Here is an 11,529-nt window from a genome sequence, read left to right on the forward strand (position 1 = left end):
CGCGGCCGCGCCGGCGCTGCCTTGATGCAGGGTAAATTGCGCGTCGCAATGCGATACTGGCGGCTCTCCGCAACAAGGATGCACGGACGTGAAGATCTTCCTGCTCGGCGCGCTGGGCGCCGCCCTGGCATTGCCGCTCTGCGCGCAGGCCGAGACCGTCGGCGCTGTCGATACCGCATTCAAGCTCATCGGGCGCAATCACCAGGTGGTGGTCGAGGTGTTCGACGACCCCAAGGTGAAGGGCGTGTCGTGTTACGTATCGCGTGCGCGGACGGGTGGCATCAAGGGGACGCTGGGCCTTGCCGAGGACACGGCCGATGCCGCGGTTGCCTGCCGCCAGGTGGGTGAGATCACCCTGCTGGAACCGTTGGACAAGCAGGAGGAGGTGTTCTCCGAGCGCGCGTCGATCCTGTTCAAGAAGGTGCGCATCGTGCGCATGGCCGACGCCAGGCGCAACACGCTGGTATACCTCGTCTATAGCGACAAGCTGATCGATGGCAGCCCGCAGAACAACGTTACCGCAGTCCCCTTGCCCGCGAGCGTACCGCTCAAGCTGCGCTGAACCGAGCTCGTCTCAGCGCGCTCAGGCGGCGGCGACTTCCTGCAGGCTGCACTTGGCGACACCGAATTCGGTGTTCACCAGCAGCGGGTAGCGGGCACCGCTGAAGCGGCCGTAGTGGCCGATGTTGTAGCCCACCACGCAGCCGGCGACGTGGCCGACCAGGACTTCGCGTCCGATACGGTAACCCGCATGGATTGCGCGGTTGATCGCGATCTCTACGCCGTCGGGGCAGATGGGGTCGTGGGGTTGGTGGCGCGAACCCTCCACGATCAGGAGGTCTTGGGGGCGCATGATGGCCTCTGGGTCCTTGTGTTGAAGCGCGGATTTCGCGCCTGTCTTGTCTGACTCAATGGTAATCCCCGATGCCGTTGGACTGCGTGTGAGCCCTGTCACGGAGCGGCGCATGCAGTCTGCGCGGGCGGGGAGGCCGGTTTCGACCTCGGGCTGTTCGCGGGCCGGGGCCCTTTGCTAGCATCTGGGCAGGAAACGGCGGGAGGCAGGGGCGTGGACGAGACGGACGAGCGTCGGAAGGAGGTGTCGGCGTCTCACGGAGGCGGAGTGTCCGGCGCCCGGCGCGACGGCATGGGACCGGACGAGACGGCCGGGCACTATCTCGTTGCCAACGTTCCGCGTGCCCGGCGCGGGCAGACGGTGGCCGAGGTGCTGTCCCAACTTATCGCGCATGCCCACGACTGCATGGACGTCGTGTGTGTGCTCGATGACGACGAGCGTCTGGTGGGCGTGCTGACCCTGGCCGCCCTGTTCGCGCTGGAGCGGGACCGCCGTCTCGGCGACGCGGTGCAGCCGGGGTTTCCCAAGGTGCACGCCACGACCGACCAGGAACGGGTGGCCTCGCTGGCGCTGCACCATGCCATCAGCGCAATTCCGGTGGTCGATGCGAAGGGCAAGCTGCTGGGCGTGGTGCCCTCAGCAGCGCTGATGCACATCCTGCGCCGCGAACACGTCGAGGACCTCCACCGTTTCGCCGGCATCGCGCGCGAGACCACGCTCGCGCGCGAGGCGATCGAGGCGCCGCCCCTGCGCCGGTTGCGTCACCGCCTGCCGTGGCTGCTGCTCGGGCTGGCGGGCAGCATGCTGGCGACGCTGATCATGTCGCGTTTCGAAGGGGCGCTTGCGATCGATCCGGCGATTGCGTTCTTCGTCCCGGGCCTCGTCTATCTGGCCGACGCCATCGGCACGCAGACCGAGGCCGTCGCGGTGCGCGGCTTGTCGCTGAGCCATGCCCGCATGCGCACCATCATCGGCGGCGAGGCGCGCACCGGCGTGCTGATCGGTCTGGTCATGGGCGGGCTGACCTTTCCCGCCGTGTGGCTCGTGTTCGGCAGCGTCCACCTGGCGGTTGCGGTCGCGGTAGCCCTGGTGGTGGCCGGCGGCATCGCCACGACCGTGGGGCTGGTGCTGCCCTGGTTGCTCGGCCGCTTCGGCAGCGATCCCGCCTACGGCAGCGGGCCGATGTCCACCATCATCCAGGACCTCCTGACGCTGCTGACCTATTTCGTCGTGGTCAGCCTGATCGTCGGCTGACGGCAAGGGACTGCGGCGGGCACCGGCGTTCAGCCGGCCAGGCGTGCGCCGAGCTCGAGCACCTCGGCCGGGATGTCGCGCGGCGCGCCCGCGGGTGTGGCGGCCGCGCTGCGGATCAGGCGCGTGACCACGGGCTCCAGGGGCAGGGATGCGCCGAAGTGCAGCGGTGTGCCGTGGTGGAAGATCGCGAGGGTCGGGAAGCTGTCGAGTTCGATGTCGCCCACCAGCTCGGCATCGTCCTCGATGTCGGCCCAGGCGAACACCATCTCGGGATGGGCGAGCGCGATGCGCTCCAGCACGGGCTGGAACTCGCGGCAGGTTCCGCACCAGTCGGCGCAGAGCGCGATGACGATCACCGGCCCGTCGGCAAGGCGCGGGTGAGCGGGAAGGCTCTGGATCGGGTGCAGGGCGGACATGGGGGCGGGGTTCAGTTCCGTGCTGCTGCGGTCTTGTCGCTGCCCGGCTTGCTCGGGAAGAAACTGACCTTCTGGGCCACCACGGTGTCGCGCATCTTCGTGATGTGCGGCTTCATCGCGCCGACGACGTGCATCTCGCAGCGCTTGCAGTCGAAGCGCAGGGTCAGCGTCTCGTTGCCGTTGACCAGCTGCATCGGGTCGGGGCGGATGCCTTTCACTTCCTTCGGGCACAGGTTGAAGCTGTAGCGCAGGCAGTGCTTGGTGATCATCAGCGAGACGTCGTCGGTCTCCTGGTTCTCTTCGAAGGCCGCGTCGATGAGCTTGACGCCGTGCCTGGCGTAAAAGACGCGCGCCTTGTCGTTGAGCACGTTGGCGAGGTAGCTCAGCGCGTCCTGCGGGTAGGGCACCGGCGGCTCGACCGCGGCGGCGCGCGGCGGGCGCGCGTGGGCCGCGATGCGGGCGGCTTCCAGGCGTTCCACGGCCTCGCGGCGCAGCGCGTTGAGCTGGCCGGCGGGCAGGAAGGGCACGGTGGGCAGGTCGAGCGTGATCGCGTCGAGGGTGAAGATGGTGTTGCCCAGCTTGCCGAGGTGCTCGTGCAGCGTGGCGAGCGCGCGCTCGGCGTTCTGCGCCGGCTCGAGGGCGGCGGCGAGCGTCGCGGTGGCGCTGACGCCGTCCTCGTCGCGCAGCGTCAGCGCCAGGCCGTCACCGGTGACGGCGAGCTGCGCGTCGACGCGGAGGCGGCGCTCGGCGGACTTCTTTTCCAGCGCACGCTCGAACGCGTGGTCGTGGTTGCGGAACACCGAGGTGCCCGGCACCAGTTCGGCCGGCAGCGCGTCGGACGGGAAGATGCGGTCGATGCCCTCGCCGCCGCCGTTGGGCTCCGAGCGGTTCACCCGCAGGCCGGTGAGTTCGCCCTTGGGCGTGTACCAGGTCAGGCCGTCGGCGTTGTGGATGGGCGAGCTGCGCTCGACATCGAAGAACTTGCGGCCCTTGGTGTCGATCTTCGTCACCCGGCCGATCGGCTCGCCCACGAACTTGGGCGACTCGAAGGCCTCGATGCCGTGCTGGCGATCGTTGGCGAAGTAGTCGGTGTAGCCGCGGTTGAAGGTCTTGTCCGCCTGCGGGGTGAACAGGAAGGTGGTGCGACCGCTCGAGGCGCGGCGATACGCCGGGCCGTCGGCGTCCGGGTGCTCGATGATCTCGTCGAGCAGTGTGCGGTAGTGCGCGGTGATGTTCTTGACGTAGGAGAGGTCCTTGTAGCGGCCCTCGATCTTGAACGAGCTGATGCCGGCCGCGGCCAGCGCGCGCAGGTTGGCGCTCTGGTTGTTGTCCTTCATCGACAGCATGTGCTGCTGGCTGGCGATGGTGTTGCCGTCCTTATCCTTGAGGTCGTAGGGCAGGCGGCAGGCCTGCGAGCATTCGCCGCGGTTGGCGCTGCGCCCGGTGTGGGCGTGGCTGATGTAGCACTGGCCGGAAAACGCCACGCACAGTGCGCCGTGCACGAAGTACTCAAGTTGGCAGGTGGTGGCCGCGGCGATCTTCTTCACGTCATTGAGCGACAGTTCGCGCGCCAGCACGATCTGCGAGAAGCCCACGTCCTGCAGGAAGCGCGCCTTGCTGGCGTCGCGGATGTCGGTCTGCGTGCTGGCATGGAGCTGGATTGGCGGCAGGTCGAGCTCGAGCAGGCCCATGTCCTGCACGATCAGCGCGTCGACGCCCGCATCGTAGAGCTGCCAGATGAGCTTGTGCGCCGGTTCCAGTTCGGCATCGAACAGGATGGTGTTGGTGGCGACGAAGACCTCGGCGTGGTAACGGTGAGCGTGCTGCACCAGGCGGGCGATGTCTTCCACCGTGTTGTCCGCCGAAGAGCGTGCGCCGAAGGCCGGGCCGCCGATGTACACCGCATCCGCGCCGTGGTTGATGGCCTCGATGCCGAAGTCGGCGGTCTTGGCCGGGGCGAGGAGCTCGAGGGTGTGACGGGGATGGCTCATGGGGGCGGCTCGGGCGCGTGTCTGTCGCAAGCGCTTGATTGGAAAGGGCGCGATGATAGCAATAGGCCCGGTTCTTGACGAGCGGACCGTGTCTCAGCGCCGCTGGCTGCGCAGCCAGGCCGGCAGCAGCACGAGCAGCCCGACCGCATCGGCGAGCCAGTCCCAGGGGTCGCCGAAACGGTGCCCGGTCTGGGACTGGGCCAGCTCCATCGCTGCGCCATACAGCAGGAGGCCAAGGGCGATGGCGACCGGTCTCGTCGGCCACGCCACCAGCGCGAACAGCGCCAGCGCGGCGAACAGGACGGCATGCTCGATCTTGTCCTGCCACGACACGAGCCTGGCCACATCCGGCGCGGGCATCAGGGCGAGCCAGAATACGGCGACCAGCGCCAGCACGAAGGCGATTCGAATCAGGGTGCGAACGGATGAGGTCATGAAGAGTCCTAGAATCGTTCCCGAACGCCAGGCGGTTCGGGGTGCGTGGGCCGCGGGCGGGGCCGAGGCCGGCGAAAAGCGCCGCTAACAGGGAGGAGCGCATGATGAAGATCATTCACAGGATTGTCCTGTCGGCGGGGCTGGTGTTCGGCCTGGGGCTGTCCGTGCCGGGCTGGGCGGCGGACCGGGTGCTTCAGTCGGAAACGGGGCCCCTGCGTGTGACCGAAGTTGCGCACGGGCTCGATACGCCCTGGGCGCTGGCCTTCCTGCCGGATGGCCGGCTGCTCGTGACCGAGCGGCCAGGGCGCATGCGGCTCGTCGCACGCGACGGGTCGCTGTCCGCACCCATTGCCGGCGTGCCACCGGTGCATGCCCGCGGACAAGGCGGTTTGCTCGACGTGGCGCTCAGTCCGGACTTCGGCACTGACCGGACGATCGTGTTTTCGTTCGCCGAACCGACCGCGGGCGGTGCCCGTACGGCAGTGGCGCGGGCACGGCTGGACCTCGAGCGCCTGAGGCTGGAGGACGTCAAGATCATCTTCGCGCAGAACGAAGACCCCTCGGGCAGCCACCACTGGGGCTCGCGTCTGGTGTTCGACCGCGCGGGCAACCTCTTCGTGACGCTGGGCGACCGCTTCCATTCGCGCGACCGTGTGCAGGCGCTGGACAGCCACATCGGCAAGGTCGTCCGCATCCGGCCCGATGGCAGCGTGCCGGCCGACAACCCCTTTGTGCAGCGGGAGGGCGCGCGGCCCGAGGTGTGGTCCTACGGCCACCGCAACGTGCAGGGCGCAGCGCTGCATCCGGTGACCGGCGAGCTGTGGGCGCACGAGCACGGCCCCCAGGGCGGCGACGAGCTCAACCGCGTCCTGTCCGGGCGCAACTACGGCTGGCCGGACATCACCTACGGGCGTGAATACGTGATCGGCACGAAGATCGGCGAGGGCACGACACGGCCGGACGTGGAGCCGCCGGTGACGCAATGGACGCCGTCGATCGCGCCCTCGGGCATGAGCTTCTACACCGGCGATGTGTTCCCGCAGTGGAAGGGGAATCTTTTCGTTGGCGCGCTCAAGTTCCAGTTGATCGCGCGCCTGGTGCTCGACGGGGACAAGGTGGTGCACGAGGAGCGCATCGAACTGGGCCACCGCGTGCGCGACGTGCGCGAGGGGCCGGACGGCCGGCTGTGGCTGCTGGACGAGAGCGGCGGACGCGTGTTGCGGATCGACCCGGCCTGAGCCGGCGTGAAGCCAGGCCCGCCGTTCGTCAGCCGGCCTGCTTGATCGCCATCACCGCCTGGTTGCGCAGGGTACGCAGCAGGGCCAGCTCCTGCTCGCTGATCTCGATCTCGCCGGCATTGTCCTTGTCGGCGTAGATCATTCCCACCGGCCGGCCCTTGATCATCAGCGGGAACAGCACGAAGGTGCGCGAGGGCACGTTTCTCCGGTACCAGGCGGGGATGCGCGCGGCGATCTTCGTCTCGTCGATGTCCTCGATCAGGATGTCCACCCCCTTCGCCGTGGCGACGTTGAAGACGTTGTCCGGGTGGGCCGACAGGCTGAAGCGCAGGTGACGGGCGAGTTCGGTCGCGCCGGGGCCGAAGCCGAAGCGGCCGGTCATCTCGTTGCTGCGCGCATCGCGCACGCACAGCAGCACGCGCTTGAAGCCCATCGCGCGGTACATCGTCTCGAGGATGATGCGCAGCACGTCGTTGAGCTTGAAGTCCTCGACCAGCGTGTTGCTGATGTCCTGGATACCCGAGCTGAGCACGGCCTGCGGGTCGGCCGGTTTCTCGCCGGCCAGCGCCGCTTCGGCCACCGACTTCTGTTCGAGCACCGCCTCCGAAGGCATCTGCGTCTCGGTGGTCGCGTGCGGGTGGATCAGGGTCTCCTCGCTGTCGAAGCTTGCGAGATTGCGGCCGATGCGGGTCTGGCGCAGGTTGATCTTGATGATCTGGGCGAAGTTCTCGATCTCCTGCACCGCGGCCTGCATGAGCTCGCGCACCGCCTTCAGCTCGACCGGCACCGCATCGGCAAAGCGACCCGCGATGGCTTTCATCGCCTTGTCGCGTTCGGCCGGGGCGAGGTGCGCGACCGCGTCGCAGTATTCGTTGGCAACCGCCGACAAGGCGCGCAGCCGGTCTTCCTGGGTCGCCGGCCGGCGCACCGCGCCCGCGGGCAGCTTGCGCATGCTCTCGAGAATCACCTGCGGAAAGCCCCAGCTGCGTGCGAGGCCGATGCCCAGGTCCTCGAAGCTCACGCCCAGCACGCGCTGGGCGGCCACATCCTCGCGGTAGTCGTGCTGCGTCATCACGCGGCGGATGTCCTCGGACTCTTCCGGAAAGTAGTACTGGCACAGCAGACGCCCGAGGCTGTGGAAGATCGAACAGATGTAGGCCTGCTCGAGCTCGCGGGTCTTCATGTGCTTGGCGAGGTCGCGCGCGAACAGCCCCGCCAGGCAGGCTCGCAGGAACTCCTCGCGCAGCAGCGCCGCATGCGACTTGTTCTGCAGGTGCTCGAACAGCAGCACCGTGATGGCGATGTTGCGGACGGTGTCGAAGCCGAGCACGACCAGGGCGCGCGACACCGTGCTGATGCGTCCGCTCGCCGGGCGGTAATGCACCGAGTTCACCAGCCGCAGCAGCTTGTTCGTCAGCGAGAAGTCGCGCAGCACCAGGTTGGACAGGGTGTCGATGTTCTCGGCCTCGCTCGAGGCGATGCGGTTGATCGCCGCGACCGATTCGGAGAGTGCGGGGAAGTCGCCGCGGTGGCGCATGCGGCGCAGCAGGAAATCGACCGCGCCGGAGCCCGCCGGTGCGCTTGGTGCTTCCTGGGGATTGAGCCACGCGTCGAGGGCGACGCGGAAGTCCTCGGCGCTCTGGAAGCGGGCCGCAGGGTCGAGCGCCGCGGCGCGCAGGGCGATGGCCGCAAGCGCCTCGTCGACGTCCGGCGCGTCCTTCGGCAGCGTTACCGGCACGGTGGCGGCGAGCTGCAGGGCGCGCTGCGGGTCGCGTTCACGCATCACGCGGCGTCCGCTGATCATCTCCACCAGCATCACGCCGGCAGCGAACACGTCGTTGGACGGCGCGACCTGGCGGCTGCGGATGTACTCGGGCGCCATGTAGCCGGGCGTGCCCGACAGCGTGGTGCCGGCGGTGTCGGCGTCCAGGCGTTGCGCGATGCCGAAGTCCATGACCCGCGGCTTGCCGTCGACGTCGATCAGCACGTTGCTGGGCTTGAGGTCGCGATGGACGATGCCTTCGGCGTGGGCCGTCGACAGTGCGGTGAGGATGTCGATGCACAGCCGCGCGGCATCGGCCGCGGGCAGGGGGCCGTGCTGCTGGAGATGCGTGCCGAGGTTGTCGCCCGGCACGTACTCGAACACCAGGTAGACGTCGCCGGCTTCCTCGCCCGCCTCGAACACCGGGACGATGCCCGGATGGCGCAGGCGGCTGACGGCGCGCGCCTCGGCCAGCAATGCGGCGTTGTCACGCCGCTCGGCCGCGCTGAAATGCAAGGTCTTCACCGCCACCTCGCGCTCGAGCTGGGGGTCCCAGGCCAGGTAGACGATGCTCTGGGCGCCGCGCCCGAGTTCGCGTCGAATGTCGAATCGCCCGATCTTGCGTGTCATGGGTGTGGAGAAAGAAGGCCGGTTTGCGCAGCCGGCAGCGCAGTGTTGCTGGGTGCGGCACGCTATTACGTTTCGCCCGCGGCGTCCAGCGTGCGCATCCGCGTGCAGGACTGCAACCGGAATGACGCAGGATGTGTGCAATCATCCCGCCTTTGCGACGTTTTGGAAGAAGCTGAATGGAGAGTCCATTCAAGGGCAAGACCGGCCTGCGCCGCGTCTGGAACGCCTTTCACTATTCGCTCGACGGGCTGCGCGCGGCCTACCGCCACGAGGACGCCTTTCGCCAGGAGGTCTGGCTGGCGCTGCTCCTGATCCCGCTGGCGCTGTGGCTTGGAGACGGGGCCGTGTCGAAGGGGCTGATGATCGGCAGCGTGATGCTGGTGCTGATCGTCGAACTGATCAACTCGGCCATCGAGGCCACCGTCGACCGCATCTCGCTCGAAAGCCACCGCCTGGCGAAGCGCGCCAAGGATATCGGCAGCGCGGCTGTGCTGATCGCGCTGCTCAATGTCGGCGTGGTCTGGGGGCTGGTGCTGTTCGGATGAGATGATCCGGAAATGAAACCGGGCGCAGCGCGCCCGGTCGAACTTTCGAAATGGCCTGGCGCAGAACCCGCGCCGGGAAGCGCCGGGTCCGCACTCAAGCCACACTCAAGCCGATTTGGGACCCCAGTGGCGCACCGGGCCGGTATCGATATGGACGAAGTCGGAGTCAGGGTAATAGCCGACCCCGCCTGCACCGAGGGCGATCGCCGCATCGCGCACGCGGGCGGTGTCGCAACCGACCAGGCGGATGTCGATGGCCTTGCCGTCCATGTGCAGGCTGCGCTTGGCGACGCCGCCGCCGGTCTTGCGCAGCATCGCGTTCGTCTTGGGGGAACGGTAGCCGGAGATGATTTCGAAGGTCTCCCCGCCGCAGCTCACGCTGAGTGCGTGGAGGATGTCGTACAGTCGGGGATCCATGCGGGCCACTTCGCCGGTCCGAAAGTCGCGGAGCAGCCAGTTCATGCGCTTGATCGCCGGCTCGATGTAGCCGCGGCGGTTGCGGAACGCGGTGCTGAGACGTTCGTCGGTGTGGGTGTGTCGAAAGGACAGGTGGAGCATGTCGCCCGCCTCTGCAGAAGCAAAGGGAAGGGCCAGCGGTAGCGAGGCGAGGCCTTTCAGGAACAGACGGCGATGCGGGACGGTGTGGTGGCGGGAACGTGAGAACATGAATAAACTTCAGTCCGTACAAGCACTTGAAGGCGGCATGCTAATCGAACTCGGGATTGGTTTGCGCAAATCAGTTGTAACGGTCGCGACCCTTGTGACGGTGGCCCTGATCGGTGCGCCGCAGACAACTCTGGCCGTGGGCGTCGCGTCGGCGGACGGCGCCGCCGCCGGGCAGCCGGCCGCAGCGCTGCCTGCGTTGATCGAGGCGGGCCTGCTGGCCGGTGCCTACGACGTCGACGAGACCGTCCAGATCTTTTACCGGCAACGGGGCTTTCAGCCCGTCTGGAATCGGCCCGAGCGCATCCACGAACTGATCGCGGCGGTCGAAGCCTTGCGTGACCATGGGCTGGATCCTTCGGAGTTCGAGGCCGATGGCCTGCGCGCCGAGGCGTCCCTGTCCGTGGCCGCACTCCCGCCCGAGCGGCAGGTCGAGCGGGAGCTGCGCTTGACGGGCACGCTGGCCCGCCTGGTGCAGCAGATTCGCTTCGGCAGGGTCGATCCGCGCGGCCTCTACCGCATGTGGAACTTCTCGGTGCCGGAGCAGGCCTTTGAGCGCGCCCTGCGGCTCTCGCGCGTCGTTGATGGACCGTCGCTGCAGGCGGCCGTGGAAGCCCAGGCGCCCGATCTGCCGCTCTATCGCGAACTGCGCGCAGCGCTGCAGCAGTATCGCGCGCTGGCGGCCTTGGGCGACTGGCCAAAGGTGCCCGGCGGCGCAACCCTGCGGCCGGGCGAGCGCAGCGCGCGCATGCCCGCGGTGCGAGCCCGGTTGGCGGCCGAGGGCGAGGGTGATGACGGGTTGGTCGGCAGCGACGATCCGGCGCGCTACGACGACGCGCTGGCCCAAGCCGTGATGCGCTTCCAGCGGCGTGCCGGTCTGGCGCCGGACGCGGCCATCGGGCGGCAGACGGTCGATGCGCTCAACATCGGCCCCGCGCAACGTGTCGACCAGATCCGCGTCAACCTCGAGCGCCTGCGCTGGGTGGCGCAGGACATGCAAGGCGATCACCTGCTGGTGGACATCACCGCATACCATGCTCATCTCCGGCTCGGCGGGCTGCCTGCATGGTCGTCGCGTGTGATCGTCGGCAAGTCCGCGCGGGCGACGCCGGCCTTGCTCGACAGCGTTCAGCACCTCGTCTTCAACCCGAAGTGGGTGGTTCCGCCGACGATCCTGCGCGAAGACGTGATCCCGGGCGTGGTGCGCAACCCGGAGTACCTCGCCGATCATCGCATGCGCGTCGTCGACCGTTCCGGCCAGGCGGTCGATCCGGCACTGATCGACTGGCAGAACGCGAGGCGCAGTGGTTTTCCCTACATGATCGTGCAGGCGTCGGGCGCAGATGGATCGCTCGGGCGGATCAAGTTTTCGCTCGCCAATCCCTACTCGATCTACCTGCACGACACCAACGCGCGTTCGCTGTTCCGGCGCGACGCGCGCGCACTGAGTTCAGGCTGCGTGCGACTGGAGAAGCCGCAGGAGCTGGCGCTGATCCTGCTCGACGATGCCGCGCGCTGGACCCCCGAGGCGCTGGAGGCGGCGCTGGCGGGCGGCAAGACCCGCAGCGTGCCGGTGGCGCGCGAGATCCCGGTGCTGCTCCACTATGCGACTGCCGGCCTGGACGATGAAGGACGCTTCCAGTTTCGCCCCGACATCTACGATCGCGATACGGCGGTGCTGGCCGCCTTGAACGCCGCGCCTCGCTGACGCGCTGGTCGCTGGCGCGGCCGGTCCCTGTCAC

11 protein-coding genes are annotated in these 11,529 nt (G+C 68.2%); 5 read left to right on the forward strand and 6 right to left on the reverse strand.

Going from position 1 to position 11,529, the window contains the following annotated elements:
• Nucleotides 1-88 precede the first annotated feature (88 nt).
• Nucleotides 89-562, forward strand: a complete 474-nt coding sequence (locus AC731_RS02350; RefSeq protein ID WP_004253123.1) for a CreA family protein — start codon at nucleotides 89-91, stop codon at nucleotides 560-562.
• Between the two features lie 21 nt (nucleotides 563-583).
• Here AC731_RS02350 and AC731_RS02355 read toward each other — a convergent pair whose 3' ends face one another.
• The gene (locus tag AC731_RS02355; protein ID WP_048708998.1) at nucleotides 584-853 is read right to left on the reverse strand and encodes a hypothetical protein; all 270 of its coding nucleotides are present in this window, start codon (nucleotides 851-853) and stop codon (nucleotides 584-586) included.
• A 267-nt stretch (nucleotides 854-1,120) separates the two neighbouring features.
• Between AC731_RS02355 and AC731_RS02360 the strand changes: the two genes are divergently transcribed.
• Nucleotides 1,121-2,107, forward strand: a complete 987-nt coding sequence (locus tag AC731_RS02360) for a magnesium transporter (protein ID WP_237266588.1) — start codon at nucleotides 1,121-1,123, stop codon at nucleotides 2,105-2,107.
• Nucleotides 2,108-2,136: 29 nt separating this feature from the next.
• On the opposite strand, the gene AC731_RS02365 is transcribed toward AC731_RS02360, so the two are convergent.
• The 3 genes from AC731_RS02365 to AC731_RS02375 all read right to left on the reverse strand — a co-directional run bounded on the left by AC731_RS02365 (nucleotide 2,137) and on the right by AC731_RS02375 (nucleotide 4,949).
• Nucleotides 2,137-2,523, reverse strand: coding sequence for a thioredoxin family protein (locus AC731_RS02365; RefSeq protein ID WP_004253131.1), 387 nt, complete (start codon nucleotides 2,521-2,523; stop codon nucleotides 2,137-2,139).
• Between the two features lie 11 nt (nucleotides 2,524-2,534).
• On the reverse strand, nucleotides 2,535-4,514 hold the full coding sequence (locus tag AC731_RS02370; protein WP_048709002.1) for a peptidase U32 family protein: 1,980 nt from the start codon (nucleotides 4,512-4,514) through the stop codon (nucleotides 2,535-2,537).
• Between the two features lie 93 nt (nucleotides 4,515-4,607).
• Nucleotides 4,608-4,949: a VanZ family protein gene (locus AC731_RS02375; RefSeq protein ID WP_048709003.1), complete on the reverse strand. Its 342-nt coding sequence runs from the start codon at nucleotides 4,947-4,949 to the stop codon at nucleotides 4,608-4,610.
• A gap of 101 nt (nucleotides 4,950-5,050) precedes the next feature.
• Between AC731_RS02375 and AC731_RS02380 the strand changes: the two genes are divergently transcribed.
• A complete protein-coding gene (locus tag AC731_RS02380) occupies nucleotides 5,051-6,187 on the forward strand; it encodes a PQQ-dependent sugar dehydrogenase (RefSeq protein WP_082794227.1) in 1,137 nt (378 codons plus the stop codon).
• Between the two features lie 28 nt (nucleotides 6,188-6,215).
• On the opposite strand, the gene AC731_RS02385 is transcribed toward AC731_RS02380, so the two are convergent.
• Nucleotides 6,216-8,579 carry a serine/threonine protein kinase gene (locus tag AC731_RS02385; protein ID WP_048709005.1) on the reverse strand — a complete coding sequence of 788 codons (2,364 nt, stop codon included), beginning with the start codon at nucleotides 8,577-8,579 and terminating at the stop codon, nucleotides 6,216-6,218.
• Nucleotides 8,580-8,755: 176 nt separating this feature from the next.
• Here AC731_RS02385 and AC731_RS02390 point away from each other — a divergent pair, with 176 nt between their 5' ends.
• On the forward strand, nucleotides 8,756-9,124 hold the full coding sequence (locus AC731_RS02390; RefSeq protein WP_004253152.1) for a diacylglycerol kinase: 369 nt from the start codon (nucleotides 8,756-8,758) through the stop codon (nucleotides 9,122-9,124).
• Nucleotides 9,125-9,229: 105 nt separating this feature from the next.
• Here AC731_RS02390 and AC731_RS02395 read toward each other — a convergent pair whose 3' ends face one another.
• Nucleotides 9,230-9,790 carry a peptidoglycan L,D-endopeptidase MepK gene (locus AC731_RS02395; RefSeq protein WP_048709007.1) on the reverse strand — a complete coding sequence of 187 codons (561 nt, stop codon included), beginning with the start codon at nucleotides 9,788-9,790 and terminating at the stop codon, nucleotides 9,230-9,232.
• Nucleotides 9,791-9,827: 37 nt separating this feature from the next.
• On the opposite strand from AC731_RS02395, the gene AC731_RS02400 reads away from it, so the two are divergent.
• Complete coding sequence (locus tag AC731_RS02400) at nucleotides 9,828-11,495, forward strand: L,D-transpeptidase family protein (protein ID WP_237266589.1); 1,668 nt, start codon at nucleotides 9,828-9,830, stop codon at nucleotides 11,493-11,495.
• The last annotated feature ends 34 nt before the right edge of the window (nucleotides 11,496-11,529 follow it).

The organism is Thauera humireducens (assembly GCF_001051995.2).
Taxonomy (GTDB): domain Bacteria; phylum Pseudomonadota; class Gammaproteobacteria; order Burkholderiales; family Rhodocyclaceae; genus Thauera; species Thauera humireducens.

Excerpts from the sequence above, each read along its gene's own strand:
- AC731_RS02355 (WP_048708998.1), bottom strand. The coding sequence starts at position 853 with ATGCGCCCCCAAGACCTCCTGATCGTGGAGGGTTCGCGCCACCAACCC.
- AC731_RS02365 (WP_004253131.1), bottom strand. The coding sequence starts at position 2,523 with ATGTCCGCCCTGCACCCGATCCAGAGCCTTCCCGCTCACCCGCGCCTT.
- AC731_RS02370 (WP_048709002.1), bottom strand. The coding sequence starts at position 4,514 with ATGAGCCATCCCCGTCACACCCTCGAGCTCCTCGCCCCGGCCAAGACC.
- AC731_RS02375 (WP_048709003.1), bottom strand. The coding sequence starts at position 4,949 with ATGACCTCATCCGTTCGCACCCTGATTCGAATCGCCTTCGTGCTGGCG.
- AC731_RS02380 (WP_082794227.1), top strand. The coding sequence starts at position 5,051 with ATGATGAAGATCATTCACAGGATTGTCCTGTCGGCGGGGCTGGTGTTC.
- AC731_RS02385 (WP_048709005.1), bottom strand. The coding sequence starts at position 8,579 with ATGACACGCAAGATCGGGCGATTCGACATTCGACGCGAACTCGGGCGC.
- AC731_RS02390 (WP_004253152.1), top strand. The coding sequence starts at position 8,756 with ATGGAGAGTCCATTCAAGGGCAAGACCGGCCTGCGCCGCGTCTGGAAC.
- AC731_RS02395 (WP_048709007.1), bottom strand. The coding sequence starts at position 9,790 with ATGTTCTCACGTTCCCGCCACCACACCGTCCCGCATCGCCGTCTGTTC.
- AC731_RS02400 (WP_237266589.1), top strand. The coding sequence starts at position 9,828 with ATGCTAATCGAACTCGGGATTGGTTTGCGCAAATCAGTTGTAACGGTC.